This is a genomic window from Actinotignum sp. UMB0459, assembly GCF_051905915.1.
GTDB classification, from domain to species: Bacteria; Actinomycetota; Actinomycetes; order Actinomycetales; family Actinomycetaceae; genus Actinotignum; species Actinotignum sanguinis.
The window spans coordinates 87,430-104,388 of record NZ_JBQAIK010000012.1; the positions used below are offsets into that span (position 1 = coordinate 87,430).

The 16,959-nt window shown below is 62.1% G+C and carries 14 protein-coding genes; 7 read left to right on the forward strand and 7 right to left on the reverse strand.

All coding sequences use genetic code 11. The features are described 5' to 3' along the window. Positions 1-171 precede the first annotated feature (171 nt). Positions 172-687, forward strand: a complete 516-nt coding sequence (locus ACTFPK_RS03620) for a hypothetical protein (protein ID WP_274733667.1) — start codon at positions 172-174, stop codon at positions 685-687. Positions 688-1,878: 1,191 nt separating this feature from the next. Here ACTFPK_RS03620 and sucB read toward each other — a convergent pair. Next, positions 1,879-3,651: a 2-oxoglutarate dehydrogenase, E2 component, dihydrolipoamide succinyltransferase gene (sucB, locus tag ACTFPK_RS03625; RefSeq protein ID WP_274733665.1), complete on the reverse strand. Its 1,773-nt coding sequence runs from the start codon at positions 3,649-3,651 to the stop codon at positions 1,879-1,881. A gap of 18 nt (positions 3,652-3,669) precedes the next feature. Then, positions 3,670-5,043, reverse strand: coding sequence for a dihydrolipoyl dehydrogenase (gene lpdA, locus ACTFPK_RS03630; protein ID WP_274733664.1), 1,374 nt, complete (start codon positions 5,041-5,043; stop codon positions 3,670-3,672). Positions 5,044-5,168: 125 nt separating this feature from the next. Here lpdA and ACTFPK_RS03635 point away from each other — a divergent pair, with 125 nt between their 5' ends. Together ACTFPK_RS03635 and ACTFPK_RS03640 are read left to right on the forward strand one after the other, a co-directional pair. Further along, the gene (locus tag ACTFPK_RS03635) at positions 5,169-5,483 is read left to right on the forward strand and encodes an oxidoreductase (protein WP_274736065.1); all 315 of its coding nucleotides are present in this window, start codon (positions 5,169-5,171) and stop codon (positions 5,481-5,483) included. Positions 5,484-5,564: 81 nt separating this feature from the next. Then, positions 5,565-5,990, forward strand: coding sequence for a hypothetical protein (locus ACTFPK_RS03640; RefSeq protein WP_274733661.1), 426 nt, complete (start codon positions 5,565-5,567; stop codon positions 5,988-5,990). A gap of 89 nt (positions 5,991-6,079) precedes the next feature. Here ACTFPK_RS03640 and ACTFPK_RS03645 read toward each other — a convergent pair whose 3' ends face one another. After that, positions 6,080-6,775, reverse strand: coding sequence for a DUF3043 domain-containing protein (locus ACTFPK_RS03645; RefSeq protein ID WP_274736067.1), 696 nt, complete (start codon positions 6,773-6,775; stop codon positions 6,080-6,082). Positions 6,776-6,967: 192 nt separating this feature from the next. On the opposite strand from ACTFPK_RS03645, the gene ACTFPK_RS03650 reads away from it, so the two are divergent. Both ACTFPK_RS03650 and ACTFPK_RS03655 read left to right on the forward strand, forming a co-directional pair. Beyond that, the gene (locus tag ACTFPK_RS03650; RefSeq protein WP_439911123.1) at positions 6,968-8,323 is read left to right on the forward strand and encodes a dipeptidase; all 1,356 of its coding nucleotides are present in this window, start codon (positions 6,968-6,970) and stop codon (positions 8,321-8,323) included. 64 nt (positions 8,324-8,387) lie between these two features. After that, positions 8,388-9,389, forward strand: coding sequence for an FKBP-type peptidyl-prolyl cis-trans isomerase (locus tag ACTFPK_RS03655; protein ID WP_439911124.1), 1,002 nt, complete (start codon positions 8,388-8,390; stop codon positions 9,387-9,389). Positions 9,390-9,553: 164 nt separating this feature from the next. Here ACTFPK_RS03655 and ACTFPK_RS03660 read toward each other — a convergent pair whose 3' ends face one another. From ACTFPK_RS03660 to ACTFPK_RS03670, 3 genes are all read right to left on the reverse strand, one after another. Next, entirely contained in the window at positions 9,554-9,769 is a 216-nt protein-coding gene (locus tag ACTFPK_RS03660) for a Fe-Mn family superoxide dismutase (protein ID WP_439911126.1), read from the reverse strand. A 133-nt stretch (positions 9,770-9,902) separates the two neighbouring features. Next, positions 9,903-11,807 (reverse strand): DEDD exonuclease domain-containing protein, encoded by a 1,905-nt coding sequence (locus ACTFPK_RS03665; protein ID WP_439911128.1) that lies wholly within the window; start codon positions 11,805-11,807, stop codon positions 9,903-9,905. Positions 11,808-11,861: 54 nt separating this feature from the next. Then, on the reverse strand, positions 11,862-12,371 hold the full coding sequence (locus ACTFPK_RS03670; RefSeq protein WP_439911129.1) for an SdpI family protein: 510 nt from the start codon (positions 12,369-12,371) through the stop codon (positions 11,862-11,864). 69 nt (positions 12,372-12,440) lie between these two features. Between ACTFPK_RS03670 and ACTFPK_RS03675 the strand changes: the two genes are divergently transcribed. Together ACTFPK_RS03675 and ACTFPK_RS03680 are read left to right on the forward strand one after the other, a co-directional pair. After that, positions 12,441-13,655: a pyrophosphate--fructose-6-phosphate 1-phosphotransferase gene (locus ACTFPK_RS03675; RefSeq protein ID WP_016442634.1), complete on the forward strand. Its 1,215-nt coding sequence runs from the start codon at positions 12,441-12,443 to the stop codon at positions 13,653-13,655. Between the two features lie 199 nt (positions 13,656-13,854). Beyond that, positions 13,855-15,213 carry a class II 3-deoxy-7-phosphoheptulonate synthase gene (locus ACTFPK_RS03680; RefSeq protein WP_439911130.1) on the forward strand — a complete coding sequence of 453 codons (1,359 nt, stop codon included), beginning with the start codon at positions 13,855-13,857 and terminating at the stop codon, positions 15,211-15,213. Positions 15,214-15,239: 26 nt separating this feature from the next. On the opposite strand, the gene ACTFPK_RS03685 is transcribed toward ACTFPK_RS03680, so the two are convergent. Beyond that, positions 15,240-16,955 (reverse strand): protein kinase domain-containing protein, encoded by a 1,716-nt coding sequence (locus ACTFPK_RS03685; RefSeq protein WP_439911131.1) that lies wholly within the window; start codon positions 16,953-16,955, stop codon positions 15,240-15,242. Positions 16,956-16,959: the final 4 nt, after the last annotated feature.

A 16,959-nucleotide genomic window follows, 5' to 3' on the forward strand; every position in this document is an offset into this window, starting at 1 on the left:
GTCGATTCTAGACGATAGCGCCGGCTTTGTTGAGCACCGGGCCCAATCTCACGCCTGTGGGCAGCTTGAGGAGCGCCGCTGACCCGTGCGACTTGTGGAAAACGACGCCGCGGCAAGCTCGCCTGTGGATGGTCCCTGGACGGGATGGGGCGGTGGTGGTGAACTGTCCCTATGTCCGGGGAAGGGAAGACGAAGCCGGTGGCTCTCCTGGTGCGATTATGCGTTTTCGGGATGGTCGCGGGCATACTCGCGGGAATGGTTCTCGGTGCTCTTGTTCCCGGTATGAAGGAGGCGCGCACCGGCCCGCAGCAGGCGGCCAATGCGGAGCTTCGCGGCGGTCGGGAGCCGGAAGCGCTGGCGGTGGCCCGCCAGCTGGTAGCGGCTCGCGATGCTGCACTCACTGCTGGTGATACCGCTTCTTTGAGTAGCTTGAGCGTTCCGGAGGGCGCCGCGGCGGCAGTAGATGCACAGTTGCGCAGCGCATTGGAAACCTCTCCGATTGCGAAGGTGGAAACCGAGGTGCGGAAAGCGGCGTGGGTGGGGGAGGATCTCCTTGAGGTCATCACCGTGCAGCGGCGCCTCGTGCTTGCCAACGGGGAAACTGTCGGGCCGCAACCGGAGCGGTGTGCGCGGTGGCAGCTGAGTCCACAGCCGTGGCGGATTGTGGCGGTTCACCCGTGTTTGTAAGCGGGCCGCCTGTGTTTATCACCGCCGAGACAATTGACCGGTTACTAACATCACCAGGCGTGTTCGTAAGATTAAACGACACCCCAAGTACAGGCTTAGCAACAACAGGTTTGCGGTAGCGATACCGGGGCGGGTTAGTCGCATCCAGGGCGGGTTAGTCGCATCCAGGGCCGGTGCGTTGTGGAGTGTTAGGGACGCAGAATGTAGGTCACGGATATAGAACCGCAGAAAAAACTGTTACCCACGTGCATACTGTTAGCTGGCCCTGCCGTGGTCACTCGCTCGACATGGGCAAGCGTGGACGATGCGAGCGGTAATACCCATAAATAGCAACGCGCCAACAGTGAAGCCCCCAGGATGCGCCCTCCCGGCAGGAGGCCCCCACAAAAAGCAACCTCACGACAGTGGGCCCCATAAAAAGCAACATCTCGACGGGCAGCTCTTCAGAATGCAACCCCACGACAGTGGGTCCCACAGGATGCAACCCCACGACAGTGCGCCCCACAAAAAGCAACCCCACGACATCAAAACAATTTCTTAATGTAGCTGCCGTTGCATTTTGATTTCGGGCAAACGCGGCTGCCTTCCCGCGAGAGTCTCATGGGTTTCACGAACTTCAATAGTCACACCGGCCTCTGGGGAGGGGGCTCTGTTTTCATAACTGTACTGCGCTTGTCGTACATGCGCAGTACATCCCGGGAAAACACCCCCTCCCCGCCGGCGCGGCAGGCGGTGGGCGGCGAGGCAAGGCAGCAGGCGGCGCGGCGGGCGGCGAGGCAAGGCGGTGGGTGGCACAGGCCCCAATCAGCGTTTCAGCGCGGTGATACAGCGCAATGCTCAGGCGCGGTGGTCCGGTGCAGTGCTCCAGATTCGCGGGTCAGCCAGGCAGCCCGGCTAGGTAAAGTGCGAGTGCGGGACATCGCCTCCCACAGGATGCGCGTAAAGGACACGAAACCATCCCGAAAGGGTGCTCTCCCTCGGACTTTGTTTCCGGGCACGGTTCGTGCAGCTCCGACTGTCTATTAACCCTATTAACCCGTCTATTAACCCGAAAGCTCCCCGGTTCCGATAATGCCCATGAGCACTATCGAAACCGGGGAGCATCTTCACGCGCGGTCACGCGTGCGGCCGAGGTTGTGTTAGTAAGCTACTTTGCTACCCAGGTGCTGAGTAGCCCACTAACCGAGTTCCTTAGAACGCACCCTCGAAATCGGCTTCTTCCAGGCGAGCCTTGAACTCCTTGAGGAAGCGGCCCGCATCTGCACCGTCGACCAAACGGTGATCGTACGTGATGGCGGGGTAGAGGTAGGAACGAATACCGATGGATTCGTTGCCGTCCGCATCCTTGACGATGCCAGGTTCGCGCATAATCGCACCGATCCCCAGAATGGCTACCTCCGGCTGGTTGATGACCGGGGTGTCAAACATGACGCCGTTAGAGCCGGTATTCGTAATGGTGAAGGTACCGCCGGTGAGGTCATCAACCGCGGCTTCGCCATTGCGTACCTTGGCGGCACCGGTGTTAATGGCGCGTGCCAGGCCCGCGATATTGAGATCACCGGCGTTCTTGATCACCGGGACGAACAGGCCCTTGGGGGTATCCACCGCGATGCCGATGTTCTCGTAATCGAAGTACTCCACTTCGTTGTCCTTGATGGTGGCGTTGAGCTTCGGGTGGTTCTTCAGGGTATCGACAGCAGCCTTGACGAAGAAGGGTAGGTAGGTCAGCTTGGTGCCTTCACGTTCTGCGAAAGCAGCCTTATTGGCTTCCCGAAGCTTGACGATCTTCGTGACATCCACCTTGATAACGGTGGTCAGCTGCGCCGAAATCTGGAGGGATTCCACCATGCGCTTGGCGATGGTCTGGCGCAGGCGCGTCATCTTCGCGGTGGTACCACGCAGCTGAGCCGCCTCAGCGGAAGGCGCGCTCGGCGTGGCCTTCTTTGCCGGGGCGGGGGCCGCAGCTGCGGCCGGGGCCGGCTGAGAAGCGGCAGCCTGGGCACGCGCGGCTTCTTCCGCGGCCTTCTGTGCGGCAGCGGCTGCCTCTTCCACATCCTGGCGGCGAATACGCCCACCCACGCCGGAGCCCTTGACCGCGGAGAGATCCACGTTCAAGTCCTTGGCCAGCTTCCGCACGATCGGGGTGATATAAGCATCGGGTTCGGAGAATCCGGTACCGGCAGCAGCCGAATCCAGATCCGGCGTATGCGCCTGGTTTTCCTGCTGGGCAGGGGTGCCGTGCTGCGGGGTACCGGAAGCCGGTTCTTGGACCGCTGCCACACCGGCCGGTGCTTCAGCCGGGGCCGCGCCGGCGGCGGGAGCCGCGGGAGCGGGCGCGGCTGCGCCGTCGCCGATATAAGCGATCACGGTACCCACCGCAACCGTTTCATCTTCCTGGACCACAATCTTCTGAATGGTGCCAGCGGCCGGGGCCGGAACTTCCGAATCGACCTTATCGGTGGAGACTTCCACGATGGGCTGGCCGGCTTCGACTTCCTCACCTTCGGCCACCAGCCACGAGGTGACGGTTCCTTCACTAACCGATTCACCCAGGGCCGGCATTTTCACTTCCACACCGGTGGTAGCCGAGCCGCCCTGCTGCGGGGCGGGAGCTGCTGGTGCAGGAGCGCTCGGAGCGGGGGCCGGTGCCGCCGGAGCAGCAGCCGGGGCCGCTTCTTCCGCGTGGGCCGCGTTGCTGGCGGGAGCCGCCGGAGCAGCCACGCCGGAGCCATCACCGATATAGGCGAGGATGGCACCTACTTCAACTTCTTCGTCTTCCTGGACGAGGATCTGTTCGATAACACCTTCCGCGGGAGAGGGAACTTCCGAATCGACCTTGTCTGTGGACACTTCGACAATCGGCTCATCGAGCGACACGGTATCGCCCACCTGCTTGAGCCAGGCGGTCACGGTACCGGTGGTGACGGATTCGCCCAGGGCGGGCATCTTCAACGGTTCAGACATAGAGTTTTCTCCCTCGATTTAGTGGTTGTGGAGCGGCTTGCCCGCGAGGACCAGTGCCGCTTCGCCGATTGCTTCGTTCTGGGTGGGGTGGGCGTGGATAAGACCATCGAAGTCCTGCGCGTAAGCTTCCCAGGCCACCATGAGTTCACCTTCACCGATCTGTTCGGACATACGTGCCCCGATGGCGTGGAAGCCCACGATGGGGCCGTCCTTGACCGCGACCAGCTTAACGAAACCGGCCGCACCCAGCATCTGGGACTTGCCATTACCGGTGAGGTTGAAGGTGGCGGTGGTGATATTTTCCTTGCCGTATTGTTCCTCGGCCTTGTCCTGATTGAGGCCGACCGAGGCGATTTCCGGGGTGCAGAAAGTCACGCGCGGAATCTTCGTTTCGTCAATCACCTTGGGGTTGAGACCCGCAATATCTTCCGCAACGAAAATACCCTGGAGGAAACCGCGGTGTGCCAGCTGGAGGCCGGGCACAATATCGCCCACCGCGTAGACTCCATCAATGTTGGTGCGCAGCCGCTCATCAGTGAGGACGAAACCACGATCCATCTTTACCCCGACTTCTTCGTAGCCGAGGTTCGCGGTGGCCGGACCGCGCCCGATAGCGATGAGTAGATAATCCGCCTCGAATTCCTTGCCGTCCTGGGTGAAAACCTTGACGGAATGATCGGTCTGTTCGAGGTGATCAAACATGGTTCCGGTGGCGAATTTAATTCCGCGCTTGCGGAACTGGCGTTCCAGATTCTTGGAAACTTCCGGATCCTCATTGGGGACCAGGTGCGGCAGGCCCTCAATAATCTGGACTTCTGCCCCGTAGGAGCGCCACGCGGAGGCGAATTCCACCCCGATGACTCCGCCGCCCAGCACGATCACAGATCCGGGGGCTTCACCCAGCTCCAGTGCTTCGGTGGAGGTGAGCACACGGCCGGTGATCTCCTGGCCGATGGTCTTCGAATAGGAGCCGGAGGCAAGCACCACGTGCTTGCCGCGGTAGTGCACGCCATCAACGGCGATGGTGTCTTTCGCAACAAGCCTGCCCCAGCCCTGCACAATCTCAACTCCGCGCGAGGAGACCAGGCCGGTCAAGCCCTTGAACATCTTTTCGATAACGCCATTCTTGTAAGCCTGCAAGGTAGGCATATCGATGCCCTCAAAAGAGCCCTTCACACCGATGGAGGGGCCTTCGCGCATTTCATCGGCAACATCAGCGGCGTGCAGCAGTGCTTTGGTGGGGATGCACCCGCGGTGCAAACAGGTACCGCCGAGTTTGTCAGCCTCAATGAGAGCAACGGTCAGGCCCAGCTGACCGGCACGAAGCGCGGCCGCGTAGCCGCCGCTGCCGCCACCGAGGATGACGACGTCGTACTCTTTCGTTTCTGCCACAGGATTTCCCTTCGCAATACAACATTTTGGAATGCGGTACAAGAGCCGCTATACCTATATTCTGCCATGCCGAGGTGTTATCTGGAACGCATCACGCTCCCAGCGAGGGTCGCTAAAATCACCGTATGGGTCTTTTTTCGCGTCGCTCCCGTTCCCGTGCTGCTCACGGCGGTGTTCGCCGTTCGACGACGGCGAAACACTTCGCCGATTTCATCGAGACTCGCGCGGGGGTGGAAGCCTATTTTGAGGTGGAAACTCCGCGTGAGCCAGCAGCTCTTCTTCTCGTTGCTCGCACGGGGGAGTGGACCCGCCGGCGGGTGCCCGATCTGGCGGCAGGAGCGCAACTTGCTCGGGAACTGGGCATACCTTTCTACGAAATTAACCGCACCGGCTACCCCGAGTCGGTACGTCGTTGGAATGCGGAGCACCGGCGCGCTTAAAGGTTTATGATGGTACGTCGTCTCCGCGGTCGATCCCGCGAAGGAGACGCACAGCCAGTGCAGGATTCTGGGAGGAGCCAGGTGACTAGTGAAATGATTCGAGACGAGAGGCGCACCGCCGTGGGCTGGCCTCTCTTCCTCCTCATTGCGCTGAGCCTGGGGGCCGCTATTTTCGTGTGGCGTGCCATCGTCGCGGGCACCGAAGATTTTCAACTGGGCTATCCCGGGCGCATGGCTACCACGCTGGTTGCAGCGCTCGTCTGGGTGCTTGCCTGCGCTGGCTCACTCCACAACGGGCGGCGGATGCGCTGGGTGGCCACCACTTGCTGGAGTGCCAATATTGTGATGGCCGTGGTGGGCGTGGTGATTCCTGATCTTTTCCACCAGGTGAGCCCCTGGTACCAGGCCGGAGCCACCTATTATTACCTTCCTACCCTCGGGGCCATTGCCGGGCTGGCCTGGATCATGTGGTCGCGGCCAGCCAGCATCGCCCAGCGCAATCTTTAGAGCTTTCGTTGCAATCTTTAGATTTTCGCCCGCGCCCCTGCGCCCGCACCTGGGCCCCGGCACCGAGGTCTAATTTTTGAGTTACGGGCCTAGCTCTTAGCGGCGCGCTTGGTTTCTTTCTTCGCTTCCCGCGCCTTCTTCAGGTCAGCGGGAGTGCCGCCCTCGGGATACTCACCGAATTTCACCATGGGGCGGGGCATACGCCAACGCCGCGGGGTGAAGCCGCGTGACATCATCTGCCCGACCAGACGATCCGGAGTTTTATCTTCCCCGAATTTGTATTCCACCAGGGTGCGAACCTGGCGGGCGCGCCACCACGCCTCCAAGGCCATGAGCACCAGGACCGCGTAGCAGGTAATAACAAATACATTGAAGACCAGCGGATAGCGGGTGAGGGTGAACACGCCCACGATCATAATGATGGCGAGGCCAAGCATGAGCGAGGAGAACTGGAAACGCGAATCAAGCGCATCGCGCGCGAAAGCTCGCTGCACACCCGCGTGGGCGAGGGGCATATTCCGAATATCCCCCGTTTTCATCGCGGTTTGTTCGCGTTCCCAACGTTCGGACGAGCGGGCGCGTTCCTCGGCCTTGCGGGCCTTCTTTTCCTCGCGCGTCATGGAGGATTTGTCAGAAATAATCGGCCGGCGGTGGCGTGCCTCCACGTCCTTGCGCTTCGGGGTGGGAACTCCCTTGCCCGGTGTGTATCCCTTGGGATGAGTAGGGGCGGGGGCTGCCTGTTCTTGCGCCTGTTCTAGTGCCTCTTTCTTGCGGCCGAATGCCATCTCAACTCCTGCGTCGTCGCCAACTATGCCTTGAACGAGAATAGTCTAACCGTTCGCGCGCGACCGTCCTGTCCATTACGTGCGCGTGCACGGCCCGCGGCCGCTCCGTTTGCCGCATGCGCACGGCCGGCGCCGTCGTCGTTCAGCACCCGCCCGCGCGGGCGCGGGCGCGAACCCGGTACCCTAGGACGTATGAGTAGTGATCTTGTTGCGCGCGTAGATGAGGCCTTGCCCGTCCATCGCGCTTTGCTTGAGGACCTTGTCCGTATCCCCTCCGTCTCCGCTGACGCTTTTGACCAGGCTAAAGTGCGTGAATCTGCGGAATTCGTGGCGCGCATGGCCCGCGAACGCGGCTTCGACGTCGATATTATTGAATTGGAAACGCCCCAGGGGAAGGGCCGTCCGGCAATTCTCGCCCATAAGCACGTTGGGGATGATAAGCCCACCATTCTTCTCTACGCGCACCACGATGTGCAGCCGCAGGGAACCTTGGAGGGATGGGAATCCGATCCCTTTGAGCCGGTAGAAAAGAACGGGCGGCTGTACGGGCGGGGCACCGCTGACGACAAAGCGGGTGTGCTTGTCCACATGGCGGCGATCTCGGCCCTCGGTGATGACCTGGCCGTGAACGTCACCCTCTTTATTGAAGGTGAAGAAGAAATCGGTTCGCCTACCTTCCATGCTTTCCTGGAAACCTACCGGGATCGCCTTGAGGCTGATGCCATTGTGGTGGCCGATTCGGGTAACTGGAAGGTGGGGGTTCCCTCCCTGACCACCTCGCTGCGCGGTGTCGTGCGCCTGGGCGTGGAAGTGTCCACTCTCACCCACGGTGTACATTCGGGACAGTACGGCGGGCCCACCCTCGATGCGGTGACCGCACTCGCGCGGATTATCGCGACCTTGCACGACGAGAACGGTGACGTTGCGGTTCCCGGTTTGGATGCGTGGGACGATGCCGACGTCGATTACGAAGAAGAACACCTGCGCCGCGATGCCGCGATTCTGCCCGGCATGCAGCTCCTGGGGACCGGCTCTTTCAATTCGCGTATGTGGACGAAACCCTCTATTGCCGTTATCGGTATGGATGTGACCTCCACAGCGGAAGCCTCCAATACCGTGATTCCCTCCGCGCGCGCCTTCCTGTCCATGCGGGTGGCCCCCGGTCAGGATCCGCAGCGCGCCGGCGAGCTACTGGCCGAATACATCGAAGCGCAGGCGCCCTTCGGAGCCACCGTGGTCACCGAAGTTGCGGAAGCAGGTTCCGGTTTCAAAGCCGGGGAGGATACCCCCATTATGCATCTGGCTCGTGAAGCGCTCAGCGAAGCCTTCGGTCACGAATCGGTGGATATCGGAACGGGTGGATCTATCCCCTTCATTTCTGACCTCGCGGAAGTCTTCCCGGAGGCGGAGATTTTGGTGACCGGCGTGGAAGATCCGGACGCACGTGCTCACGCTCATAACGAATCCTTGCATCTGGGCGATTGGCGTAACGCTATTCTGGCGGAGGCGCTGCTCCTGGAGAAGCTGGGTGCGGACGAAAGCCGCTAAGCGCGGGTACGCGAAGGCCGTGGCGCGCCCGAGCGGCGCGAACGGGACAAAGAAAGTGACGTTGATGGGAAAGATAATTCTTGCGGGATGCACGGCGGTTTTGCTCGCGTGCGGCCTCGCGGCATGTTCGGGTGGGAACGACGGCGCAGCTAGTTCAACACCGGCTGCTTCGGAATCCGCGAGCGCTGAGGCAAGCGGCGCGGTGGAAAGCCCCGCCCCCGGGGAAACGCCTGAGATTGTGTACTCAGAGGAGGGCATGCCGTCCCTGGGTGGCACGGCGCAGGCGCCGCTGCTGGAGTTCCCGAAGGGGGACGCTCCGGCGGATGTGCGCGTGCGGGTGCTGGAACAGGGCAGCGGCGCGGAATTGGGTGCCGATGCGGTGGCCAAGGTCAATTACGTGGGCCAAGTGTGGGGGAAGAACGAGCCTTTCGATTCCTCCTATTCGCGCAACGCCCCGGCGACCTTCCCGCTCGCCCAGGTGATCCCGGGCTGGAGCCACACCCTGGCCAAAGCCCACGTGGGGGATAAGCTGATTTTGTCCATCCCGGCCAAGTGGGGTTACGGGCCTTCGGGTGGTACCAAGGATGGTTCCATCGGGGCCACGGATACCATTGCTTTCTACGTGGAAATTCTGGATGCCTGGAACGCGAAGAGTGCGGGCGAGGCCGGTGCTACGGTGGAAACCGAGGCCGATGCGCTCCCGGTGGACTACACGGGTGAGTTGGGTCAGCCCATTACCGATATCCGGGTGAAAGAAGGGGCGGAAGCTCCCGCGGAACTCAAGGCCACGGTTATTGCCCGCGGCAGCGGGGCTCCGCTCCCGGAGAAGGGCACCTATGTGCTCCAGTTCGCGGCCGCCCAATGGGATAACGCCCACGCGGAAAATACGTGGGCCCCCACAACTGCGAACTACCCGGCAGGGCCGCGCTCGGTACCTTCCACTCAGCAGATTTTCGCGCCCCTGGCGGGGGTGCCGGTCGGCTCGCGAGTTCTGCTGAGCGTGCCTAGCAAGGATAATCCGGCCCAGGCTATTGCCGTGGTCGTGGATATTCTTTCTGCGGTGTAGTTGCCGGGTAGCTACCGGTTGGGTCTGAGAGGACCGAAAATACACCTGATAGTCACGAAGGGCGAGGTGCCTCTGAAGAGGAGCCTCGCCCTTGTGCTATCCAGAAATGATGCCGCGTTAGCCGCCGCTATCCATGAATAGCGGCGGCGCGGTTTGCTCCTGACTTATGCGCGGATGAGAAGGCTGGTGGATCGCTCCTGTGCGATTGCCAAACGCGCTCCGACTTCTTCCCGATTGACGATATTCCAGATGGCTTTGACGTAATCGGCCTTGACATTGAGGTAGTCAAGGTAGAAGTGGAGCTCCATGAGCTTTCCGGAAATATGCGGTTCGAGTGCCGCGTAAGCGTAGGGAAGATCGGGGAGGATGTAGGTTGCCATTCTCATACTCCAATTCGGGGGCATCGCGGTGCCAGCCCGCTTAGATACATTCGGAATCTCCGAATGGTAATTGAATGCGAATGCGGGCCAGTATATGGGACGCTCATCACATACGTGGTGGAAATGGGGAAGTTTAGCGCTCAGCCAAGCCGGGTGATTCTTCCGATCCCGGGAAGAAAGCTGGGAAACGGTGGGCTGAGGTGAGGGGAACCGCGAGGGGAATCTCGCCCTCGATGGCGAGCACTCGCGAGCGGGGATCGGAAAGCCAGGCGGCAAGGAGCAGGGTTTCCTCCGGGTGCGCGTGCTCAGACGCGCGGGTGGGAGCCGGGAGGAGGGGAGTCGCGCTGCGGAGCGCTGCGGCCTGCTGGGGAACCTCGCGGGCTTCGGTGACAGTTGCGGTACCAAGCAGTCTGCCGTAACTCGTGAGGATAATTTCCCAATGATCCTCTCGCTTAGACGCGGCGACGACGCAGCTTGCTCGCCACAGCGGAACCAGCAAGTCCCGCCGCTGGGCTGCGGTGAGGAGCGCCGAAAGCCGGTCGCGTTCCACCATCGCTTCTTCGAAACGCTCCTGGGCGGCCAGGCGGGCAACGCGATCCATCTGGTGATCCCATACTTCGGCAAGGGAACCAGCTAACAGCCGCCGGGCGCGCGAGAGGGCCACTGCTCCGGTATTGACGGTGCCCCGCGGGGCCAACGCGCAAGGTGCGTGGGAAGCGAAGTGGCACGGGCAATCGCTCAGATCGGCCTTGCGTGGCACGTTGAGTCCGGCGGGATTGAGCCCGGCTTCATCTCCGATGAGCTCGGCGGCGCGCCGGGCAGCTTTGCGGGAGCCGAAAGGCCCCAGTGAGTGTGCCACCTCTGTTGCCGAACAGCTGCGCGTAGTTTTCAGGCGCGCCACAGGCGTGGTATCCAGGCTGATCCAGGTGCGAGTGTGCGGGCGGCGCGAGCGGCGATTATAGGGCGGATCGAAGCGAGTAATATCGCGCAGCTCCACCACCCGTGCTTCCAGGAGAGTGGCGGTGGGGGTGGTTTCTACCCGGGTGGCTAGGTCCACCATCTCCGCCATGCGGCGGCGTTTTTCCGCGGCGGTGAAATACTGGCGCACCCGCCGGTACATATTCCCGGAGCTACCCACGTACAGTACTTCGTTATTCGGGCCGATAAAACGGTAGCTGCCCGGGCTGTGCGGCACCTGATCGGCGAGCACGGCGCGGCGGCGCCGGCGGGCCGGAACCGGGTTGGAGGCGGTGAGCAGATCCTCAATATGGGTGACGCCGAGCGGGCCGAGCCGCCCGATCATCGCGTGGAGCACATCCACGGTAGCCCGCGCATCATCGAGGGCACGATGGCTTGGCTGTACCGCGGCCCGGCAGTAGCCAGCGAGGGTGCTTAATTTGTGATTGGGGACTTCATCGCGAGTGAAAATACGCCGCGCCAGCCCGAGGGTATCGAGGACCCGCAGGCGCGGCCACGCCACATCTATCGCTTCGCACGCCCCGCGCAAATGGGACATATCGAAGCGGGCATTATGAGCCACGAGCACCGGTGGCTCCGCCGCCCGGTTTCGGGCAGGTACTCTACTGCTAGAAGCGAGAGTTCCGCTGCCGGGAACAGGCACTCCACTGCCTAGAACAGACGCTCCACCGTCAAGCGCTGGGGCATCGGGCTCAAGGAAATTGAGAAAAGCAGGGAGGACCTCGCTCAGCGGGGGAGCGCTCACCGTCATTGCGGTGGTGATTCCGGTGAGTACGGTGATCTGGGCCGGGATGGGCACCCCGGGATTAACGAGTGAGGAAAACTCTTGCACCACCTCCCCGCCGCAGGCTTTCACCGCTCCAATTTCGGTGAGCGCATGCGCTCCGGGCCGACCTCCGGTGGTTTCCACATCTACCACCACGAAAGTGACCTCATCCAGAGGAGTCCCCAGATCCGCGAATTCCAACTGGCGGGGAGCCAAGGTGCGGCCGGACCGATACACCTCAATAGGCTCGGTATCGACCCGGGTGCCGGGCCTCGGAATATGCCGTACTGTCATGATTCTTTAAACCTAGCGCGGCCCTCTGACAAAATAATGCGGGGAAGTAGCGCGCTAGAGGCGGGCGCCGTCGTCGTAAGGATCGGTATCTTCGCGAGCCGGGGCCGTCAAAATAATGGCGACCACCACGCCCACCAGAGCGCCTCCCGCCAGAATCCACGCGGTCAGGCGCGGCGCAGGCAGCAGGCCGATAAACATGAGCGCACTGATAAGGACCAGCACCCCGGTGGCCACCCAGGCGAGACTGGCGTAGCGGTGCGCGGGGGCCTGGGGAACATAATATTCGTCGCGAGAGGCCGGGTTGAAAGTAGCGTCGTCGTCGGAAAAATCTGAATCCTCCGGCGCCGGGGACCAATCGCGCGGACCGGCCGCTCGCCCGCCACCCAGAGCCCAGGCCGCATCGGTGTAGCGCGGGGAAACATCCGCCGGCGGCAGCGCGGCATCACTATCCCGGGTGGTATTGACATTCGCTCCCACCCCCTCGGCTTCCAGCTCGCGGGCGATCTTGTCCCATTGCGCATCGAAGCTATTATCCGAGTGCTTGCCTGTAGGTCCTTCTCCCATGAAAGACACTATAGCTGCGGGTATAATCAACAGCGGAATAATCCCCCAATCAGAAACGGAAGGTTAACGATGACTGTCCGCCGCGTTGCGCTCTTGACCGCCGGAGGTTTCGCCCCGTGTTTGTCCTCGGCCGTGGGTGGCCTCATTGAGCGCTATACGGAAATTGCGCCCGATGTGGAAATTATTGCCTACCAGCATGGCTACCACGGGCTACTCACCGGGAATTACATCACCATCGATAAAGAAGGGCGTGAACAAGCCCATATCCTGCACCGTTTCGGCGGTTCGCCCATCGGTAACTCCCGCGTCAAGCTGACCAATACCGAGGATTTGGTCAAGCGTGGCCTCGTGGAAGAAGGCGTGAATCCGCTGGAATTCGCCGCCCAGCGTCTCGTGGAAGATGGCGTGGATGTGCTCCACACCATCGGCGGTGATGACACGAATACCACCGCCGCGGATCTGGCTGCCTACCTGGAAGAAAACGGGCATCACCTCGTGGTGGTGGGCCTTCCCAAGACCATCGATAATGACATTATTCCGGTGCGCCAGTCCCTGGGCGCCTGGACCGCCGCGGAAGAAGCCTCGCTCTACGCCCAGCATATTATTGGTGAGCACCGCTCCAACCCGCGCATGCTTATCGTGCACGAAGTCATGGGTCGCAATTGCGGCTACCTCACCGCGCAGGCCTCCAAGTACTACCACGATTGGGTCCAGGAGCAGGAATGGGCTCCGGCACTGGGGCTAACTAAGGAACGCTGGGATGTGCACGCCGTGTTCCTGCCCGAAATGGCCTTGGATATCAGCGGGGAAGCCGAACGCCTCAAGAAGATTATGGATGAGATCGGCAACGTCAATATCTTCCTCTCCGAGGGTGCGGGCGTGGATGAAATTGTGGCGGAAATGGAAGCCGCCGGCCAGGAAGTGCCGCGTGACCCCTTCGGGCACGTCCAGCTCGATAAGGTCAATCCGGGCCGCTGGTTCGCTGAGCAGTTCGCGCAGAAGCTCGGCGCGGAAAAGGTTATGGTGCAAAAGTCCGGGTACTTCTCCCGTGCCTGGCACGCCAATGCTGAGGATCTGCGCCTCATCAAGGGCATGGTGGACCTGGCCGTGCAGTGCGCCCTGGAAGGCAAGCCCGGCCTCATCGGTCACGATGAGGAGAACGGTAACGTCCTCACCAATATCGCTTTCCCGCGGGTGAAGGGCCACAAGGCCTTCGATATCACCCAGGATTGGTTCGTGGAGACCATGCAGGCCATCGGCCAGGAGGTTCGCCCGCACGCCTAATGCGGCTGCGCCGTGGGCCCGGGCTGCCCGGGTGCCCCGTATCCACACGTGAATGTTCGCCCCGTACCGGTTGACCTGGTGCGGGGCGAGCTTGTATGCAGATCATTTTTAGTGTGGTGCGCGCCTTTGCGTGCAGGCTGCGTCTCATGGCGTTGACGCAATTCTGCCCGCGCCCCCGTTCCGGGCTAAGATTTCGTTTATGTTTGAGGACGATACGCATAAAATTGCTGCGCTGGCCCACACCTGGCGCGATAAGCCTGCTTTGCACCAACCCCATTACGAGGATGAAGCAGAGCTTGCTGCCGTCATGCAGCGTTTGGCGAAAATGCCGCCCCTCGTTTTTGCGGGTGAATGCGATCGGCTCCGTGAGAGCATCGCCGCTGCCCAACGCGGAGAAGCTTTCGTCCTCATGGGTGGGGATTGCGCGGAATCTTTCGAGCAAATCACCGCGGATCGCATCCGTGCCAAGGTCCGCACTCTCCTGCAAATGTCGGTTATTTTGACCTACGGGGCTTCGGTGCCGGTAGTGAAAATTGGGCGGATGGCCGGCCAGTACTCTAAGCCGCGCTCCCAGGCCACCGAAACTATTGGCGATACCACCTTGCCCTCCTACCTGGGCGATTCCATTAACGGGCACGAATTCACGGCCGCGGCGCGCCGCCACGATCCGCACCGTTTGGAGGAGGCGTACCTGTACTCGGTGGCCACCCTCAACCTCATGCGTGCGTTCACGCGCGGTGGTTTCGCCGACTTGCGTTCGGTCCACGATTGGAACCGCGGTTTTATTGCCAACCCGGCTTACGTGCGGTACGAAAAAACAGCGAGCGAGATTGATCGCGCCATGCGTTTCGTGACCGCGGCCGGGGTCGATGGCGCACAGCTGGCAGAAACGCAAATTTATTCTTCCCACGAGGGTCTCGTACTACCCTTTGAGGAAATTATGATGCGCATTGATTCGCGCACTCACGAGCCCTACCTCACTTCCGCCCACTTCTTGTGGATCGGGGAGCGCACCCGCGATGTCAATGGTGCCCACGTGGAGATGTTCTCCCACGCACGTAACCCGATCGGGGTGAAATTAGGTCCGACGACGACGCCAGATACCGCCCTCGCCCTTATTGACAAGCTCAATCCGGAAGGCGAACCGGGCCGACTCACGTTCATTACCCGCATGGGGGCCGGGCGGGTAGAAGAAGCTCTGCCGCCCCTGGTGGAAGCGGTGCAGCGTGACGGGCGCCCGGTTACCTGGGTATCCGACCCCATGCACGGAAATACCATCAAGGCATCCAATGGAATTAAGACCCGCCGCCTGAGCGATATCATGGCGGAAATCCGCGGGTTCTTCGCGGTTCACGAAGCCTTAGGTAGCCACCCGGGCGGTATCCACGTGGAACTGACCGGGGATGACGTGACAGAAGTGCTGGGTGGCTCGGAAGAAATCTTCGAAGAGACCCTGACCGAACGCTACGAATCCTTGGTCGATCCGCGTCTCAACCACCAGCAGTCCCTGGAGTTGGCCTACCAGCTAGCCGAAATGCTGCGCGACGTCCACCTGTAAAACGGGGCGGGACTAGCGCGCCTTGGCTAGCGCGCCGCAATAATGAGCGTGACTTTCTGCCCGGCTGCGGTGCTCACTCCCGGTCCGGGATCCTGGCGCAACACGGTGCCCGGCGCGGCAGCCCGGGTTTCCCGGTAGCGCACCTGCACCTGGAATCCCGCTTGTTCGAGCACGGCGCGTGCCTCTGCCTCCGCCATATCTGCCACGTCGGGAACGGCTGCATCACGGCTTGCGCCGGCAATAAGAAGTTCAACTGTGCTTCCCGGGCGCACCCGGCTACCTGCCTCCGGATCGCTACCCAGCACGGTACCCGGTAGCGCTCCGCTCCCGCCCCGCACCTCCGTCTCCACTGTTAGCCCGAGGGCCTCCATCTGGCCACGCGCTTGGGTGAGTCCGGTGGCAAGCTCGGGTACCGTTACCCGTGCCCACGGGCCCGCCGTGAGAGCCCACGTCGCGCCGCCTGCCCCAGCAAGCAACGCGATTGCGCCTACCCAGGCGGCAATCCACCACGCGCGGGCGCGCCGCCGCCCAGTGCTACGCTGCCGCGGTTTTCTCGGGTGCTGCTGCGGTCGGCCCGTACCTTGTTGCGAGCTAACCGGGCTTACCTTTAGTTTCCGAGTGGGGCGGAGGATTGACGGGGCACGGTGCGCAGGTGCGTGCACCGGAACAGTCGCGTCGGCACCCAGCGTGGGGGCATCCAGCGTGGGCGCTCCAGTCGCGGCAGCGTTGATCGTGACGGCGTGCTCGACTCCTTCTCCAGCCGCGGTCGCCGGCTCGGCACCCCCACTTTCACCCGCCGTCTCTTCGCCCCGAACCGGTTGTGGGCGGCGCGGCGTAACCGGAATACGCCGTAGCGCGGCATCGTCAAGGACCCGGGTTCGCACCGCCCGCAGCAACTCCCGGGCCTCTCCGGCGCTCGCCGGGCGATCCGCCGGATTTTTAGCGGTAAGCACCCCGATAAAAGAATCCACCTCCGCCGGCAACCACGGATTATCCCCCGCTAGGCGCGGTAAATCTTCCCGTGCTTGTGCCGCCGCGAGCTGGGCGGCTGAGTATCCGGCCCAGGGCAGGCGCCCGGCAAGTAACTCAAAGAGCACCAGGCCGGTGGCGTAAACATCGCTAGCCGGGCTCGCCGCCCGCCGCTCCAGAATTTCCGGTGCGGTATAGGCCAGGGTTCCCCAGCGCGGCAGCGCCCCCGAGGATGCGCTCACCGCATGGGCGAGTCCGAAATCAGTTACCGTCACGGCGAGCTGCGGCAGGCGCACGGGGGAGGGCGGCGGGCAGGCGTCGTCGAATAAAATATTTTCCGGCTTGATATCCCGGTGAATAATTCCGGTCCGGTGGGCAGCTGCCAGGCCCTGGAGGACCTGATCGCAAATCTCCAGGGCGGTGCCGAGCTGGAAGGACCCTAGGCGCTCCAGCTCGTGGCGCAGCGTGGGCCCGGGGACGTATTCCATGACGAGGTAGGCGCGCTCGGTTGCGCCGTCGTTCCACACCCCACGGTCGTAAATAGTGACGATATGCGGGCTGCTGAGCGCGGCAACAGCCCGGGCTTCCCGCTGGAAGAGCCGAGTGAAATCATCAAGCGCCGCCAAATCGGGGTGCATAATTTTGATGGCGACCACGCGATCAAGCTTGGTATCGTAGCCGCGGTATACCGCGGCCATCCCGCCGCGCGCCACCGGGGCGTCGAGACGGTAGCGGCCCTCAAGCCACCCGGTCGGCAGGGAAGGAATAGTCACATAC